Annotated in this window: 12 protein-coding genes; 2 read left to right on the top strand and 10 right to left on the bottom strand. The window is 60.3% G+C overall.

Translation table 11 applies throughout. The features are described from left to right. Positions 1–45: 45 nt before the first annotated feature. Genes folK through folP form a run of 3 tightly spaced genes read right to left on the bottom strand, consistent with a single transcriptional unit; the run spans position 46 to position 1725 of the window. A complete protein-coding gene (gene folK / locus FHT86_RS05965) occupies positions 46–585 on the bottom strand; it encodes a 2-amino-4-hydroxy-6-hydroxymethyldihydropteridine diphosphokinase (RefSeq protein ID WP_409527569.1) in 540 nt (179 codons plus the stop codon). Then, complete coding sequence (gene folB, locus FHT86_RS05960; protein WP_133707089.1) at positions 569–931, bottom strand: dihydroneopterin aldolase; 363 nt, start codon at positions 929–931, stop codon at positions 569–571. The genes folK and folB overlap by 17 nt, the downstream gene beginning before the upstream one ends. A 5-nt stretch (positions 932–936) precedes the next feature. Further along, the gene (gene folP / locus FHT86_RS05955) at positions 937–1725 is read right to left on the bottom strand and encodes a dihydropteroate synthase (RefSeq protein ID WP_210297639.1); all 789 of its coding nucleotides are present in this window, start codon (positions 1723–1725) and stop codon (positions 937–939) included. Between the two features lie 178 nt (positions 1726–1903). On the opposite strand from folP, the gene FHT86_RS05950 reads away from it, so the two are divergent. Further along, entirely contained in the window at positions 1904–2524 is a 621-nt protein-coding gene (locus FHT86_RS05950; RefSeq protein ID WP_133705953.1) for a DUF922 domain-containing Zn-dependent protease, read from the top strand. A gap of 448 nt (positions 2525–2972) precedes the next feature. On the opposite strand, the gene FHT86_RS05945 is transcribed toward FHT86_RS05950, so the two are convergent. Continuing rightward, positions 2973–3293 carry a 2Fe-2S iron-sulfur cluster-binding protein gene (locus tag FHT86_RS05945; RefSeq protein WP_133705952.1) on the bottom strand — a complete coding sequence of 107 codons (321 nt, stop codon included), beginning with the start codon at positions 3291–3293 and terminating at the stop codon, positions 2973–2975. A gap of 150 nt (positions 3294–3443) precedes the next feature. Then, positions 3444–3812: an Hpt domain-containing protein gene (locus tag FHT86_RS05940; protein ID WP_133705951.1), complete on the bottom strand. Its 369-nt coding sequence runs from the start codon at positions 3810–3812 to the stop codon at positions 3444–3446. A gap of 492 nt (positions 3813–4304) precedes the next feature. Here FHT86_RS05940 and FHT86_RS05935 point away from each other — a divergent pair, with 492 nt between their 5' ends. After that, positions 4305–11510, top strand: coding sequence for a hypothetical protein (locus tag FHT86_RS05935; protein ID WP_133705950.1), 7206 nt, complete (start codon positions 4305–4307; stop codon positions 11508–11510). A 144-nt stretch (positions 11511–11654) separates the two neighbouring features. On the opposite strand, the gene FHT86_RS05930 is transcribed toward FHT86_RS05935, so the two are convergent. The 5 genes from FHT86_RS05930 to FHT86_RS05910 form a co-directional block, all read right to left on the bottom strand. After that, the gene (locus FHT86_RS05930) at positions 11655–11984 is read right to left on the bottom strand and encodes an RcnB family protein (RefSeq protein ID WP_133705949.1); all 330 of its coding nucleotides are present in this window, start codon (positions 11982–11984) and stop codon (positions 11655–11657) included. A gap of 222 nt (positions 11985–12206) precedes the next feature. Beyond that, positions 12207–13817: a glycoside hydrolase family 43 protein gene (locus FHT86_RS05925; RefSeq protein ID WP_133705948.1), complete on the bottom strand. Its 1611-nt coding sequence runs from the start codon at positions 13815–13817 to the stop codon at positions 12207–12209. 135 nt (positions 13818–13952) lie between these two features. Beyond that, positions 13953–14984, bottom strand: a complete 1032-nt coding sequence (gene mgrA, locus FHT86_RS05920) for an L-glyceraldehyde 3-phosphate reductase (protein ID WP_133705947.1) — start codon at positions 14982–14984, stop codon at positions 13953–13955. A 69-nt stretch (positions 14985–15053) separates the two neighbouring features. After that, on the bottom strand, positions 15054–16187 hold the full coding sequence (locus FHT86_RS05915) for a Gfo/Idh/MocA family protein (RefSeq protein WP_133705946.1): 1134 nt from the start codon (positions 16185–16187) through the stop codon (positions 15054–15056). A gap of 10 nt (positions 16188–16197) precedes the next feature. After that, entirely contained in the window at positions 16198–16959 is a 762-nt protein-coding gene (locus FHT86_RS05910; RefSeq protein WP_133705945.1) for a sugar phosphate isomerase/epimerase, read from the bottom strand. Positions 16960–17024 lie beyond the last annotated feature (65 nt).

Raw genomic sequence — 17024 nt, 5'->3', positions numbered from 1 at the left:
GTTTCCGATGCTAGCTACTCATCTCTATCTCGAGCGATATCGGCATCACGCCACCCGCCACCAATCGCGATTTTCATCCGCGACCTCTATTCCCTGCACATCCGTTTCGCTCAACCAATCCGTCACCTTGCGCCCGTTGATCACGAGATCGGCCCCGAAATCTGCAAGCGGCATCAGCACGAATCCACGCTCGGTCATGCGTGGATGGGGGATCGTCAATAGCGGCTCGGCCCGTTCGATATCGCCATAGGTCAGGATATCGATATCGATCGTCCGCGGCCCCCAGCGTTCGATACGCACCCGCTTCATATCTCGCTCGATACCGAGGCACACGTCGAGCAACGCCTCCGGCGACAACGTCGTATCGACGGCTGCGCAGGAATTGTAGAAGAAGGATTGGTCCGTCTTGCCCCAAGGCGGCGTGCGGTACAGGCGAGAAACTGCGCCAACGCGGCAGTCCGCGCGTGCGTCAAGTGTCCGCAAGGCAAGCGCCATGGCTCGAACGGGATTGTCGAGGTTGCCGCCGAGACCGAGGGTAGCGCGTGTCGATATAGAGTCAGGGCTGGTCTCAGGCAAAATGCTCAACGCTCACCTGCACATAATCAAGAACACCCGGAACGGGCGCATTGGGTTTGCGCACCGCGATCTTCGCCCTGCGAATAGTTGGAAAACGCCGGCAAAGCTCCTTCGCAACGTCGAGAGCCAGCGCCTCGATCAGATAGCGCCGGCGTCCGGTGACGATTTCTTCGATGACGCTGAAGGCGATGCCGTAATTGACGGTGTCGTCGATCGAATCCCGCTCTAGCGCATCGCCGGCATCGACATCGAGCTCGGCATCGACGAAAAAGCGCTGGCCGAGGAATTCTTCCTCGTCGTGCACGCCGTGACGGGCGAAGAAAGCGCAGTTCTGAAGGGTGATGGTGTAGATCATATCGCTCATGGCGTCCTGCCGCCTAATTTCGCCCGTGTCCTGAGGATAGCATCCGCAACCGCCAGTGCATCCCTGTTGATTGCGACATTATGTACTCGGAAAATTGCCGCGCCCTGTAAACGCAATATAGCGCTTGTCGCCGCCGTTCCTACATCTCGGTCAGGCGCATCGCGTCCGGTCACGGCACCGACGAACCGCTTTCGCGAAGTACCCGCCAACAAAGGCAGTTCGAAGCGGAGCAGTGCCGTGAAGCGCGCCATCAGCTCGAGATTTTCTTCAATATCCTTGGCGAAGCCGAAGCCGGGATCGAGTACGATATTCTGGCTGTTCACACCGGCCGCGGCAGCGATGTCGAGCGATCGGCTCAGAAACAACACCTGGTCGTCGATGACATCAGGCAGCTTTGGCCGTTCGCGGCCGGTATGCATGATGCAGAGCCCCGCACCCGTTTTTGCCGCCAGTGCCGCGATTTCCGGCTCGCGCTGCAGGCCGAAGACATCGTTGACGATATGTGCACCGGCGCTGATCGCCAACCTTGCCGTATCGGCACGGTAGGTATCGATGGAAATGAGCGCATCCGTCTTGCCGCGCAGGGCCTCGATGACAGGCAGCACACGGCCCTGCTCCTCCGTGGCGCTGATTGCCTCGGCGTCCGGCTTTGTCGATTCCCCGCCGATATCGATTATGGCAGCGCCCTCCTCCACGCAGGCAAGGGCATGTGCGACTGCCGTATCGACAGCTTCGTAGTAGCCGCCATCGGAAAAAGAATCCGGTGTCACGTTGACGATCGCCATGATGACGCTCTGCTCGCCGACATCGAGGCTGCGTCCATGCGCGACGTGCCAGCTATGGCTGCGAAGCTCTGTCACGACCCGTCCATCCCATTGAAAATAAAAAAACCTCGCGCCGGATATTGCGCTTGCAGTGGCTATGCCGCAAGCTTCATCGAAGTTCAACCTGGTAGCAGCACGAATGCCGTTAGCGCTCCGACAGACCCGTGTCTCGCTTATCCTGTTGCTTCTCTGCAGCATTTCCAGTGTCGCCGACGCGGAGGTGATTGCCCGCAAATCCTTCTCCTATTTCGATATCAAGGGCGACAGCGCCGATGCGCTCGACGCGGCATTGAATGCGCATGGACCGGTAACGATGGGTTCCAGCAGCCGCCACCCCGGCGCAACGAAAATTCGCTTCGGCGGCAATGCGACATACGCAGAGCGAAATGGCCGCTGCTATATCGCGGACGTCAAGATTACGGTCGACACCGAAATCATTCTGCCGCGCTGGCGCGACCGTCGGCATGCTAGCCGGCAATTGTCGATGATTTGGGATACTCTCTCGGCGGACATCCGCCGCCACGAGGACCGGCACGCGGAAATCGCGCGCGAACATGCACGGCAGATGGAAAAAGCAATCCTTGCCCTGCCGCCCGCGAGGGATTGCGACACGCTTCAAGACAAGGCAAACAACGTCACCATGCAGGAAACACAGCTACATGATGAGGATCAGGCCCGGTTCGACAAAATTGAGGCGATCAATTTTCAGAGCCGCATCCAGCGGCTCATGACCTATCGCAGCCAGCAAACTGGTGAATAATTGCACGTTTAGGCCTTTTTTTTGCCAAAATTGCATGCCGATCACCTGAATCTGTGTGAAAACTGTCACTATACCTGTGAATCGGCCACTACCTTTTCTTTTTGAACTTTACGAGAATCTGAAATAGGTTTTTCCTATCAAATATCGATTCGATCCGTTTTGGCGGATTATAATTCGAAGACCGGAGAGGGTTTTCGCAAAAACCGATCAGGGTTTCGGCGTTGGCAGGTTCGTTCGTCCCACCGCCCTGTTAAGTTGTGCGTTTAGCGCATGTGTGAAGTGTTCTCCTGGCGCGTCCTGAAGCCACAGGTGTTTCCTCCCTTACCTGTTGGTGATGCGCCCGCCTTGCCTCGCTCGCTGCGACAGGCTGAGCGAGGCTTCTTTTTTATCAACGCATCCAATACCGAGTCGCATTTTCGATGCGCGTATTGTGAATGCCCTGCAGACCTCAGGCCTGACGCTCCGGAACATGCACCACGAGGCCGTCAAGCGCCTTCGTCACTTTGATCTGGCAGGACAGGCGCGAATTCGGGCGGACGTCGAAGGCAAAATCCAGCATGTCCTCTTCCATCGCTTCCGGGCCACCGACCTTCTCCACCCAATCCTCATCAACATAGACATGGCAGGTGGCACAGGCACAGGCGCCGCCGCATTCAGCCTCGATGCCGGGCACGGAATTGCGCACGGCATTTTCCATCACGGTCGAGCCATCGTCGGCATTGAGGTCAAAACGGGTGCCGTCGAAAGCGACGATGGTCAGTTTGGTCATGTGAATGAATTCCGGTATTCGTGAGTTAAGGGTAGATCCGGAATTTTTCTTCCAACAATTCCCGAGGGCAGTCAACAATTGCGCCACCGAAACGGCTGAAACCATTTGGTGGCGCGATGGCAAACATCGGTGATCTCAGGCGGTGTCGGCTCAACGCGACAGCTTAAGAATGAAATTCTCCGCCTCGATGACGCAGGCCGTGACCGCCGCCATGCGGGCGGCGTCGCCGGCATCGCTTTCGAGCGCATTGGCGGCATCGGCCACCTTGAACGCACCGACGGCACCTGCTGCGCCCTTCAACCGGTGCGATGCAGCAACGATGCGCTTGCGATCGCCGCTGCCGATTTCCTGCAGGCACGACCGCGCCTGCCGGGCAAACATCTGAAGCACTTCCACTTCCAGGGCCTTGTCGCCCATCGTCTGCTTCGCCAGGTGAACCAGGTCGATCGCCCGCTCCCGCGACGGCGCCGCGCCTCGCGAATTGTCCGGGGCTTCGAACGCGATATTCAATGCTGCCATGTGCCAACTCTCCCGTCTTATATCTATAACTGTCTCAGGGATCTGCCGCATGCTTGCGGCCTCCGGATGGCGATCGAGTTAAATTTTGGCACATTCGGGGCGTAAATCTCGCGACATGGTTAACGCGCGTTAAACATGGCTAAATTATTAGGTTTTCAGCAAGTTGCACGGACGAAAAGTGTTAACAATGGCTTAATGTGGCAAGGCGCCGACAGTGGAATTAATTGTCACGCTTGGGGGAATGTGTCACTACGGTACTGACAAAATGGGTTTATGGCGCGTGCCTTTGCCCAAGGGGTGGATAGTGGTAATGTTTTCATACCATCCGTTTGAAAAAGCGGTTATCCACTCTGAAATGTAATGGGAAATCCATCTCGGCTTCAGTCGGGAGCGGATAACCTTATGGGAGGCAGGGTTCGTCTTTTCCGGACGTTGGCGGATTTTCGGAGAAGACACGGCAGGCCCGATCGAGTTGTAACGAGGCGTAACCGTATGGCGAACAAAAAGTACATCGAGTCGATCGAAGACAAGGCCTTTCAGGCATTGGACGAAGCTTTGCAGATCGATTTCAGTGACGAGAGCTTGGAGCATCGCAGCGGTTCAACGCCTGACGCCCCGGAGGCAAGAGTGTCTGAGCCATCGAATCCGCCTGCAAGACAGACTCAGGATGATGCAGCACGAAAGGCAGCAGCCGCGCGCAGCGCCACCGCCGCCGCAGCAGCGGCTCGACCGAACGAAGTACCGAAGAGCCCCATCTTTGCTCCGGCCAACGACGCCAACCGTGTCAGCCCAGCCAGCATCCTGAAATCCCTCGATAGCGGCTCTCAAAGCCACGCCGTTCGTAACGCAACTATCTTCTCGCTGTTCTGGATCGTGGGTGGCCTCGGCCTCGCCTTCCTGCTCTACGGACCGCAAATCTGGAGCATTCGCTCTGTCGCCGATCTCGCCGCCCTTCCCGGCGTCATCGCTTGCGTCATCGGCATCATCGTTCCCGTCCTTCTGTTCTATGCTTTCGGCGTGATGATTTCGCGCGCCCAGGATATGCGCAACGCCGCCCGTTCCATGGCGGAAGTCGCGCTGCGTCTCGCCGAGCCGGAAACCGTCGCTTCCGAGCGCATCATGACGGTCGGTCAGGCCGTGCGCCGCGAAGTCTCGGCCATGAACGAAGGCATCGAGCGGACGATCGCCCGCGCCACCGAGCTCGAGACGCTCGTTCATACCGAGGTCAATGCGCTGGAACGCAGCTATGCCGACAACGAGCTGCGTGTGCGCGGTCTCGTGCATGAACTCGGCTCCGAGCGTGACGCGATCGTCAACCATGCCGAACGCATCCGCTCGTCGATCGTCGGCGTGCACGACCAGATCAAGGAAGATCTGTCCCTGGCTACCGAAGAAATCGCCGTGCGCCTGTCGACCTCGGGTGAAGCCTTCGCCTCGATGATCGATACGCGCGCCGCGACGCTGATGGAGAAGTCCGATTCCGCCGTGGAGGCGCTGGGCACCCTGCTCTCCGCCAAGACCGACAGCCTGCTGCAGAACCTCAATGCGTCCGGTTTTGCACTCAGCCAGGAATTTGACACGCGTCTTGAATCTCTATCTTCGACGCTGGCGGAGCGTGGCAAGGAACTGTTGGGCCAGTTCGAAACCCGTGCCTCGACGCTCGATGCCAACACCGAGAAACTAAACACCGCGCTCAATGATCGCGCCCGCCAGTTGAATGAGACGCTGGTTGCCCGCACCCGAGAAATCAGCGAAAGCCTGACCGGCAGCGAACGGTCGATCACCGGCACGCTCGATGATGTGCTCTCCAAGCTCAACAGCGCCCTCGACGAAAAGGGCGCAAGCTTCCGTCAGAGCCTGCAGTCGACCGCCGACGACACTATTATGGACATCGATCTGCGCTCCGGCTTCTTCGAGGAGCGTCTGCAGTCGACCGTAGCGCAGATTTCGACCGCCTTCGACGAACGCGTCTCGGAATTCACCTCGGCCTTCGACAAGCGCGCCGGCTCGCTGGACAGCAAGCTGTCGGAAAGCCTGACACGGATCAACGAAACGCTAAGCGGCGGTTCGGATGCCATTGACGGCATTCTGAATTCCAGCATCGAGCGCATCGGCTCTTCGCTGACTGACCAGTCTTTTGCCTTGGCAACGACGCTCGCCACCAGCCAGGAAGTACTGGAAAGCGCGATCGGCTCCAAGGCCGGCGAGATCGCCTCCGCTCTCCAGGGGGCGACGAGCGGGATTGCCTCGGCCCTGACCTCCGGCACCAGTGAACTGAACTCCGCCCTCACGTCGCATGCCGGCACCTTCACGTCGGCCGTGCAAGGCGTGACGCGCGACGTCTCCGCTGCCCTGCAGAGCGGCACCGAAGAACTCACCTCCGCCTTTGCCGGCCGCTCCAACGAGCTCAACAACACGCTTGCTGCACATTCCGGTGAATTCACCAAGGCTCTGCAGACGGCTACGTCGGACATCTCCTCTGCGTTGAACAAGGGCACGAGCGAGCTGACCAATACTTTCCTCGGCCGTGCCAGCGAGATCAACAATACGCTCTCTGCCCGCACCGGCGAAATCACCCAGGCGCTGGGTTCGGCGCATGAGCGCATCGACGCGGTCATGGCCGAGCGCAGCAGCTCGCTGTTCGGTGCGCTTTCCGACAATCAGGCGCGCTTCGAGCAAACGCTGGCCGAGCGCTCGGAAGGTATCATCAATGCCGTCAGCGGCAGCCATGAGCATCTGACCGCTGCCCTTGACGAGCGCACCGCGATGCTGGCGATTTCGCTTGCCGAAAACCAGCTTCGCCTCGAGAACACGCTGGCGAGCCGCGCCGATGCGATTGCCAGCAACGTCGCCGAAACCCACAGCAAGCTGGCCGACACCTTGGACGACAAGGTCATGGCGCTCGCCATCGCGCTATCTGACGGCCAGTCGCGTATCGAAGATACTTTGACCGGCCGGTCTGAGAGCCTGACCAGCGCGCTAGCTGACACCCACAACAAGCTCGCCGACACGCTTGACGACAAGACGATGGCTCTGGCCATCGCTCTCTCCGACAGCCAGGCGCGCCTGGAAGACACCCTGTCCGGCCGGGTCGAGGGCTTGGCCGGCGCCATTGCCGATACGCACAACGCACTTGCGAGCACCTTGGACGACAAGACGAAGGCGCTGGCCGCGGCACTCACCAGCAGCCAGTCCCGTCTGGAAGAGACACTCTCCGGCCGCGTCGAAGGCCTGACGAGTGCAATAGCCGATACCCACAGCAAGTTGGCCGACACACTCGACGACAAGACGATGGCGCTTGCCGTCGCTCTCTCCGAGAGCCAGGCACGTCTGGAAGATACCCTCTCCGGCCGCGTCGAAGGCCTGACGAGTGCAATAGCCGATACCCACAGCAAGTTGGCCGACACGCTCGACGACAAGACGATGGCGCTTGCCGTCGCTCTCTCCGAGAGCCAGGCACGTCTGGAAGATACCCTCTCCGGCCGCGTTGAGGGCCTGACCGGTGCGATTGCCGAAACCCACAGCAAGTTGGCCGACACGCTCGACGACAAGACGATGGCGCTCGCCGCCGCTCTCTCGGAGAGCCAGGCGCGTCTGGAAGATACCCTCTCCGGCCATGCCGAAAGTGTTGCCGATACGTTTGACGGCAAGACCAAGGCGCTTGCCAAAGCCTTGACCAACGGCCAGTCGCGCCTCGAGGAAACGCTTTCCAATCGCGCCGAAGCAATCACCAACGCCTTTACGGGCAGCCACAACGCCATTGCCGACGCGTTGGACGAAAAGGCGATGGCCCTGGCTATTTCGCTCTCCGACACGCAATCGCGGCTCGAAGATGCGCTTTCCAGCCGTCTGGATGCCCTTTCCGATACGGTCGCCGGCACGCACGACAAGATCGTCAGCAGCCTCGACGACAAGACGCTGGCGCTAGCTATTGCGCTGTCTGATAACCAGGCCCGGATCGAGGAAACTCTGGCAAACAGCGCTGAGGCGATAGCCCATTCCGTCAACAGCGGCCATGCGACACTAACCGACACGCTCGATGACAAGAGCATGGCGTTCGCCATCACGCTTGCCGAAAATCAGAGCCGCTTTGAGGGTGCCCTGGAAGCCCGCGCCAACGCCCTGCTCGACAGCGTTGTTGGTGCGGAGTCCCGCGTTGCCGGCGCTTTTGGTGACAAGGCCGACGCCATTCGCGCCGCCTATACCGAAAATCAGGATCGCCTCGACCGCTCGCTCGGCGCTCATACCGAAGCGCTCTCCGGCCTGCTCGGCAGCAGCAGCAACCGGATCGAAACCGTCATTGGCGGTTCGGCCGAACGTATCGAAAACGCGCTCAGCACCACGACGCGTCAGCTTGAAAATACGCTGGGCGTCGGCCTGTCGCAGATGGATGAAAGCCTTGCCTCCGCCTATGAGCGCATGCGCACCACTTTGGAAGATCGCAGCAATGCCATCAGCCTGACGCTCCGCGATGCTCATGCCCAGATCGACAATACGATGACCGAACAGGCGACTGCGATCGGTACCTCGATCGCCACCAGCGCGAGCATGCTGGAAATGTCGCTCGAAGATCGCGAAGCTTCGCTGCGCCAGACCATCGACGCCAGTGCAAGGACTCTCGAAGAGCGACTGCATGGCGGCGCCGGAGATATTGCCGGCCGTATTCAGCAGGCAGCCGGCGACATAACGCGCTCGGCCGAGACATTCTCGACCAACCTCAATCAGTCGATCGACGGCATGACCAGCCGCTTTGCCGAGACCGGTTCGCGCGTCGAGGCCAGCTTGTCCGCCCTGGAAAACCGTATCCATGACGGCGTGGGCGGCGTTGCCGCGCAGGTCGATGCCGCCGGTAACCGGTTGTCCGATACGCTGGCAAGCGGCGTCGCCCAGATCGACCGCAGCGGCGGCGATACCGCGGCCCGCATCGCGGCTGCGCTCGACAATCGTCTGGCAACCATGGCGGAGGCAATCGACAGCCGCACAGCCAATCTGAGCCAGGTCCTTGAAAGCGGCAGTGCCCACATCGAAGAACGCCTGTCGACCATGGACCGCGCGCTGAATATCGGCCTCGAAGCCGTCAACCGCACCATTGAAGGCAAGGCCACCAATCTCGCCACGACGCTGCGCACCGCCGTCGCCGATGCTGCTCAAGGCATGGACAGCGAAGCGACCCGCACGGCTGATCTGCTCGCCCGCACCGGCCAGCAGTTCGCCGACGATCTCGGCAATCGCAGCGATGCCTTTACCCGCGCCATGAACGAACGTTCCGAAGAGATCGTCACGCGTGTCTCGGAAACGCATAATCGTCTGGCGAGCCAGGCCGCTGCCGTCGCCCAGACTTTCTCGGAAGCCGGCAACGCGATCGTCAACAAAGTTGCCGAGGCCGAGGGCCTTGTCGGCAATCAGGTCAACGCCATCTCGCAGGCGCTATCATCCGCCGAGCAATCGCTGGAAGCCCGCGGGACTTCCATCCGCAACACGCTCGCCGGCGGTAGCGAACAGATCGCCTCCACAATGTCGCAGGTCGAGCGCGCGCTCGACGAACGCAGCAATGCGATCCGCACCAGCCTCGAAGATCGCGCTCGCGAGATCAACTCGACACTTGCCGATGTCGACAAAGCTCTGGAAGCCCGTGGCACTTCGATCCGCTCTTCGCTCGACGAGCGCACGCGCGAGCTCAATTCCATGCTCGCCGGCCGCTCCAGCGAGCTCTCGCGCCTGATCGACGAAAAAGCCCGTCCGATCGTCGACCGCTACGCCGCAACCGGCCAGGAAGCAGCAGCACTGATTTCGGCCGCCGCTCAGGAAAGCAGTGATCGTCTGCGCGCTGAGAACGCTGCTTTGATCAACGCCATCGCATCGCGCACCAATGACACGCTGGCGGCAATTTCGGCCCGCACGGAGCATGCCGCCAACGCGGTCAGCGCGCTGGAGAACAACCTGCTTGCCAGCGTCAACGGCATCATTGAGCGTTTGGCGGAGAACAACTCTGCGATCGCCGGCATGCTGAACAGCGCCGCTGAGGAGTTCACCACTATCGACGGCCGTCTGAGCGCGACGTCCGCCCGGTTTGCCGACTCTGCATCGAAGGCGGGAGAAATGGTCGCCGCCTCGACGCGACTTCTCGAGGGCAAGGTCGACAAGCTCTCGGATATTTCCGGCAAGACGCTGTCGCAGGTCGGCGGCATCATTGGCCGCTTCGATGAGCATTCCAAGGTTCTGTCGCAGGCCTCCCAGCTTCTGGGCGCTGCGCAATCGAACCTCGTTTCGACCCTGGAAGAGCGCGAAACTGCGCTGCAGAACTTGTCCGTTGGCCTGGTACAGCGCTCGGAAGAGATCGAAAACACCATGCGCGCCCTCGGCAGCATGGTGGAAAGCGCCTTCGACCGTGCCGAACAACGTTCCAACCAGGTCACCGGCAATCTGCGCCAGGGCGTGCAGTCCTCCTTCGCCGATATCGGCCGCGTGCTTTCCGACGCAGAGACCCGGGCCGAACAGGCAGCCGAAAGCATGCGCAGTGCGCTTCAGAAGGCCGGTGAAGAAGCCAACCAGACGATCGACGGCACCTTCGCCAATGCAGAGCGTCGCTCGGGCGAACTGACGAACCGCCTTCGCGGCGGCCTCTCCGCTTCGATCGCCGATATTGAGCAAATGCTGACGGAAGCCGGCAAGACCTCGGACGGTGCAGCCCAGCAGCTGCGCGAGACGCTGCGCGTCGCCGTCGATGACGCTGTCGGCCGGTTCTCGGGTGCGACCGACGAAATTCGCCGCTCGGCGGGTGACATCCGCAGGGAACTCGACCTGACCCGCAGCGAACTGAAGCGCGGCGCCTTCGACCTGCCGGAAGAGGCCAAGGAAAGCGCGGCCGCCATGCGTCGCGCGGTCGCCGAGCAGATCAAGGCACTGCAGGATATTTCGCAGATCGTCGGCCGCTCGACGCAGCAGCTGGAAATCTCCGAACCGGCTGCCCGTGCGCTAGCCGACGTGCAGCCCGCTCAGCGTCCCCGTCCGGCAGCGCCTGCACCGGCCGCTCCCCGGCCCCAGCAACCCGCACCGCAGCCGCCCGTTCAACCGGCAGCACAGCAACCTGCGCCGCAACAGCCGGCTCCACAGCCGCAGCAGCCGCCGATCGAAGCTTTGGGCCTTCGTGGTACCATAGCCGAGCGTCCGGTTGCGCCGCAGCCGCGTCCGGCCGAGACGCCGGCTCCAGCGCGCCAGGAACCGGCGGGCGGCGGTTGGATCAGCGATCTCCTGCGCGGCGCCTCGCGCGACGAACTTGCCGACCTGCCGCCGGCTCGCCAGACCGCGCCACGTACGCAGACCGAAGCAGCGCCTGTAGCGCGTAATCCGCGGCATGTGGTTGAGTCGCTGAACTCGCTTTCGGTCGATATCGCGCGTGCGATCGACCACGATGCTTCGGTCGATCTGTGGCGGCGTTATCAGCGCGGCGAACGGGATGTCTTCACTCGCCGCCTGTACACGCTGAAGGGCCAGCAGACCTTCGATGAGATCAAGCGCAAGTACGACCGCGAGCCGGAATTCCGCACCGCCGTCGACCGCTATATCGCCGATTTCGAAAAGCTGCTTTCGGACGTTGCCCGCACCGACCGCGACCGCAGCGTCACGCAATCCTACCTGACCTCCGATACCGGCAAGGTCTACACCATGCTCGCCCATGCGGCCGGCCGTTTGAGCTGAGCATTCAGCGCAATACTGGAAACGAAAAAATCCCCGGTGATCGCCGGGGATTTTGATTCGAGCAGGGAATACTTGCGAAGTTCAGATGTGGAGAAAGTCGGCCCCAAGGACCGCCCCTCTCTCATCGCTAATATCCGGTTCAACTCAGCGAGCGATCTGCACCTTGGAGATCAAGCCACTGGTAATACCGACAAGCAGGAAGCTGTTGTTGATGCGGACCCAGTGATAGCCCCGCGGCGGAGCCGGCAGACGATAACGGCGATAATCGACATGAGCAGCGCGGCGGCGATCAGTGGCGGATAGCCGTCGGCCCTTAACCCAACCGCCTTTGCGAACGACGACTTTCTTCTTGACGACATTCTTCTCAACGACGACAGCCTGCTTATTCGTCGGTGCCGTACTGCCTTCAGCAGCCATCGCCAGTGGTGTTGCCAAAACCGAAGCAGCGAGCAGGACGGAGAAGAACTTTTTCATTGGAATGTTTCCTCAATTTATTATCTACGCGGGCAAATTTATCCCGTAAGACATGAAGCGAATCTGAAGATAATATTACAATTTTGTAATAGAAATTACATGCTTGCGGGGATTTGTTAATCGAATGGTTGCGTGAGGCTGACGACAACTGGCAGCTCGAAAAGAGATTCGCCCGCCTTTTGCATAAAGGCGGGCGAATGATTGATCAATGATCGAGGCAAATCAGAGCTCGTCGTAGTTGAACCAGTCGAAATCGGCGGTCTTTGCCCGACCCGATGTGTCGAAGGCAAACATGCCGGCGAAGGCACCGGTGAAGGAGCCGTGTTCGCCGCGGCCGCCTTCGTCGGAGATGACGCCGGCGTCGAGGACCGGGCCGATGGCCTGCCACGCTCCCATGCCCTCGGCCTGCCAGAAGAACTGCAGGTCGTTTTCGCGAACCTCCATGGCCAGCTGGATGCGTCCATCCGGAACGGAGACGCCGCCTTCGATTGGGAAACTCAGCCGACCATTCGGATAATCGCCAGCGCAGGTCATGATGGTCACGCAGCGACCGAGCTTCTCATGCAGGGTAACGGCAATCGCATGCAGCTTGAACCTGTTATAGTAGTGCGTCAGACCGGCGACCTGCTGGTAGGTCTCCGGCTGAAACTCGACAACCGTTTCGGCGCGGAAACTGTGATGCTCCTGCCGACGGGCGACAAGCGCTTGCTCGAACCAGGAGCCGATACTTTCCCGCGCAAATAGACGCAGATGACCGGGCCGTTCCGTCAGGCTGAAGATGCGTTCCGGCTGCGGCGTGCGCAACCACTGGAAATCCATCGGCAGCTTACCGCCATCGAAAATGTAGCCGCTGCGGCGCGGCTTCTCGATCGGCAGAGCGTGGCGCAGGCCCTGCACTTCGACGTCGGGAACCACCGTGCCGTTTTCGAGGTAGAGCCAACCATCTTCCTTCCAGACGCATTTCTGCAGGCTGGTCTCGCGGCCGAGCGTACAGCGGCGATGCGGCGGCAACGGCCGGCCGGAGAGATGCGTGTGGTAAAACTGTCCATCGGACGTTTCGACATATTGGCCATGCCCCGCCCGCTGCAACACGGCTTCGGGATGATCCTTTGACGTGATTAGATATTTGTTGGGATGCAGCTCGTAAGGCCCATCGATGTTGCGCGAGCGCGCCATGGTGACGGCATGATCATAGCCCGTGCCACCCTCGGCCGTCGTCAGATAGTACCAGCTGTCGCGCTTGAAGAGATGCGGCCCCTCGACCAAACCAAGCTCAGTGCCCGAGAAGATGTTCCTGATCGGCCCCTTCAATGATTTCGTCACCGAATCCCATTCCTGCAGCAAAATACCGTCGAAGGCGGGCGTTTTCGGCGAACCGCCATAGCTCTCCGTGCGGTGATTCCACTGCATATTGACGAACCATTTGCGGCCGTCGTCGTCGTGGAATAGCGACGGATCGAAGCCCGAGGAATTGACATAGGATGGCTCGGACCATTCGCCTTCGATCGTTGGCGATGTCACGATGTAGTTATGCGCATCCTTGAAATTGCCGTCGTAACGCTTGACGTCGGTGTAGACGAGCCAGAACAGGCCGTCGGCATAGGAGAGACATGGCGCCCAGATGCCGCAGCTATCCGGTTCACCGCGCATATCGAGCTGCGAGGCCCGCTCCAACGGCCGGCGCACCAGCGTCCAGTTCACCAGATCGCGCGAGTGATGGATCTGTACGCCCGGATACCATTCAAAAGTCGAGGTGGCTATGTAGTAGTCCTCGCCGACACGGCAGATAGACGGATCGGGGTTGAAGCCCGGCAAAATCGGGTTGCGGATCATGGGACAATCTCCTCCAGAGAACACGTCACTATGCGCCGCTCGGGCGGCAATGGATACGTAACCGGCGACTGCCTGCCGGTCACGACGAGGACAAAGCAAAACGCCCAGAACCAAGTTCCGGGCGTCGCTGAATGATTATTCACGCTCGGCCGACTTCGCCCAGAGATTGATATCGGCCTCGCGGGCGTAGACATCGATCTCCTTGAGTTCTTCCGGTGTGAATTCGAGATTGTCCAGCGCCTTGACGCAATCGACGATCTGCGACGAGCGGCTAGCGCCGATCAGCGCCGAGGTGATGCGATTGCCGCGCAGAACCCACGCGATCGCCATCTGCGCCAACGTCTGGCCGCGCTTCTCGGCGATCTCATTGAGCTTGCGGATATTGTCGATGATCGACGGGCGGATGAAGTCTCGCTTCAGGAAATGGTTCTGAGCGGCGCGGCTGTCCTCCGGGATGCCACTCAGATATTTCGTTGTCAGCATGCCTTGGGCGAGCGGCGAAAAGACGATCGAGCCGATGCCGAGGTCTTCCAACGTATCGACCAGACCGTCATCCTCGACCCAGCGATTGAGCATGGAATAGCTGGGCTGATGGATCAGGCATGGCGTGCCGAGGTCCTTTAGAATGGCTGCCGCTTCGCGCGTGCGCTGCGAATTGTAAGAGGAGATGCCGACATAGAGCGCCCTGCCCGAACGAACGATATGATCGAGCGCGCCGCAGGTTTCTTCGAGCGGCGTGTCCGGATCGAAGCGGTGCGAATAGAAGATGTCGACATAGTCGAGACCCATGCGCTTCAGGCTCTGATCGCAGGACGCGATAAGATACTTGCGGCTGCCCCATTCGCCGTACGGACCCGGCCACATGTCATAGCCGGCCTTGGAGGAGATGATCAGCTCGTCGCGCAGGCCGGCGAAATCGGTGCGCAGGATTTCGCCGAAGGCGGTTTCGGCGCTGCCGGGAGGCGGACCGTAATTATTAGCAAGATCGAAGTGGGTGATGCCGAGATCGAAAGCGGTACGGCACATATCGACCTTGCGATCATGCGGAGTGTCACCGCCGAAATTGTGCCAAAGCCCCAGCGAAACCGCAGGCAGCTTCAGACCGGAGCGGCCGGTTCTATTGTATTTCATGTTCGCGTAGCGGTCGGATGCCGGTTGCCAAGCCATAGTTCCAATTCCTTCGAGATGAAAAACGCGCGGGCTAGTCGCCCGCGCGCAAACTAGCTTTTCCTGCGCTTACTTCAAGAGCGCCTGTGCCTCTTCGATGCCGAGCGCCGCCGGCTGCGTGCAGGTCGTGGTCAGATCGACAAAGCGATTTTCCACACCCGATTTCAGGATCGAGGTCATGACATCGACACCGTGCAGCGTCCGGTCGAGCGAACAACGGGCGTCCCGGCCATCGATCAGCGATGCAGCCATGTCGGCGAGACCAGCCGTACGATAGTTGGCACGCGGGCCATTCGGGCTTTCCTGATTGGAAATGCCGAAAGGATGCGCCCATTCGTTGAGCGGCTTGATGTCCTTGCTGCGGCCGCTGACCTCGACCGTGCCGCCGAAGAAGTTCGGATCGGGCACGTAGAGCGAACCTTCGGTGCCGTAGAGCTCCATGTTGGCATGGCGGTGCGACCAGACATCCCAGCTTGCCGTCAACGTCACCGTCGCGCCGCTGACGAATTCCAGCAGCGCTTGGATCGTCGTCGGCGTCTTCACCGGAATGACCTCGCCGTTGCGCGGCTGGCTGGTGATGGTACGGGTTTCCGACGCCATCGAGGTCATGGCGCCGACGCGCTTGACCGGACCGATGAGGTTGATGAGGTTGGCGATATAATAAGGGCCGAGATCGAGGATCGGGCCGCCACCCGGCAGGAAGAAGAAGTCCGGGTTCGGATGCCACATTTCCATGCCCGGGCTCATGACATAGCAAGCGCCCGAGGTGATGCGGCCAATACCGCCGTCGTCGACAAACTTACGGGCGAGCTGATGGGCGCCGCCAAGGAAAGTGTCGGGAGCGCAGCCGACGGCGAGCCCCTTCTCCTTGGCGATGCGGCGCAGCTCCTCGCCCTGCTCCAGAGACAGCACCAGAGGCTTTTCGGAATAGACATGCTTTCCGGCCTCCAGGATGCGCTTGGAAACCGGGAAATGCGCGTCCGGGATCGTCAGGTTGACGATGACGTCGAGCTCGTCATTGGCAAGCAGTTCGTCGATCGTCTGAGCCTTGACCTGATACTCCTCGGCACGCAGGCGCGCCGCCTCCATGTTGATATCAGCGCAAGCCAGCACTTTCAGGCCCTTGAAGAGCGGAGAAAGCTTGAAATAGGTGGTTGAGATATTGCCGCATCCGATGATGCCAACGCCAAGTTCCTTAGCCATGTGGGATGCCTCAGTAAGTCTTGAAGGATGCGATGGAACGGGTGATCAGGCGATCGACATCGCTCGGATTGTCGTGCTCGAGCACGTAGTGCTTGGCCTTGGTGCCGGCGAGAGCCTTCATGAGCTTCGGCCATGGAACAGTGCCGTGACCGAGATCGGCCCAGCCGTCTTCATTCTTGTTTTCGCCCGCAGGAGCGATGTCCTTGACGTGGACAGCGGAAATGCGCGAGCCGAGCTTTTCGATCCAGGCAAAGGGATCGGCGCCGCCGCGGACGACCCAGGCGATATCAGCTTCCCAGGAAATGTCCGGAGCGCCTTCGAAGATGCCCTCGATCGGCAGAGAGCCATCAGCCAGCTTGACGAATTCGAAGTCGTGATTGTGCCAACCGAATTCGAAGCCGGCGTCCTTGTAGGGCTTGCTCATCTCATGCAAGCGCTTGCCGAACGCGCGCCAGCCGGCCGCGTCCTTCGGGCGCTGATCGGCGGCCAGATGCGGTGCGTAGATCGAGTCCATGCCGAGGATCTTGGCGATAGTCAGCGACTTCTGCACCTGCCCATCGAGAAAGTCGGGGCTGAAATGGCCGCTCGCCATGGTCAGGCCGTTCTTGTCGAGCTCAGCGCGCAGGCTCTTTAGACCAGCTTCGTCCAAATCGGCATAGATGCCGCCAAAACCTTCGACTTCCGCATAGCCGGCCTTGCCGAGCTTTACGAGGATATCCGAATAAGGCTGGAAATTACGGGCGCTATAAAGCTGGAATCCAAGTTTCGTCATCGATATTTCCTCCAATGGCCTCGCGGCCTTCTGTCTTGGGCCTGCGGCCCGTCAATTGCCACCGA

Source organism: Rhizobium sp. BK313 (genome assembly GCF_014193655.1).
In the GTDB taxonomy this organism is placed as follows: Bacteria; Pseudomonadota; Alphaproteobacteria; order Rhizobiales; family Rhizobiaceae; genus Rhizobium.
This window is presented reverse-complemented; position numbering and strand designations above follow the sequence as displayed.

Coding starts and splice junctions, on each gene's coding strand:
- FHT86_RS05935 (WP_133705950.1), top strand. CDS start 4,305: ATGGCGAACAAAAAGTACATCGAGTCGATCGAAGACAAGGCCTTTCAG.
- FHT86_RS05940 (WP_133705951.1), bottom strand. CDS start 3,812: ATGGCAGCATTGAATATCGCGTTCGAAGCCCCGGACAATTCGCGAGGC.
- FHT86_RS05945 (WP_133705952.1), bottom strand. CDS start 3,293: ATGACCAAACTGACCATCGTCGCTTTCGACGGCACCCGTTTTGACCTC.
- mgrA (WP_133705947.1), bottom strand. CDS start 14,984: ATGGCTTGGCAACCGGCATCCGACCGCTACGCGAACATGAAATACAAT.
- FHT86_RS05915 (WP_133705946.1), bottom strand. CDS start 16,187: ATGGCTAAGGAACTTGGCGTTGGCATCATCGGATGCGGCAATATCTCA.
- FHT86_RS05950 (WP_133705953.1), top strand. CDS start 1,904: ATGCCGTTAGCGCTCCGACAGACCCGTGTCTCGCTTATCCTGTTGCTT.
- folP (WP_210297639.1), bottom strand. CDS start 1,725: ATGGCGATCGTCAACGTGACACCGGATTCTTTTTCCGATGGCGGCTAC.
- folB (WP_133707089.1), bottom strand. CDS start 931: ATGATCTACACCATCACCCTTCAGAACTGCGCTTTCTTCGCCCGTCAC.
- FHT86_RS05910 (WP_133705945.1), bottom strand. CDS start 16,959: ATGACGAAACTTGGATTCCAGCTTTATAGCGCCCGTAATTTCCAGCCT.
- FHT86_RS05925 (WP_133705948.1), bottom strand. CDS start 13,817: ATGATCCGCAACCCGATTTTGCCGGGCTTCAACCCCGATCCGTCTATC.
- FHT86_RS05930 (WP_133705949.1), bottom strand. CDS start 11,984: ATGAAAAAGTTCTTCTCCGTCCTGCTCGCTGCTTCGGTTTTGGCAACA.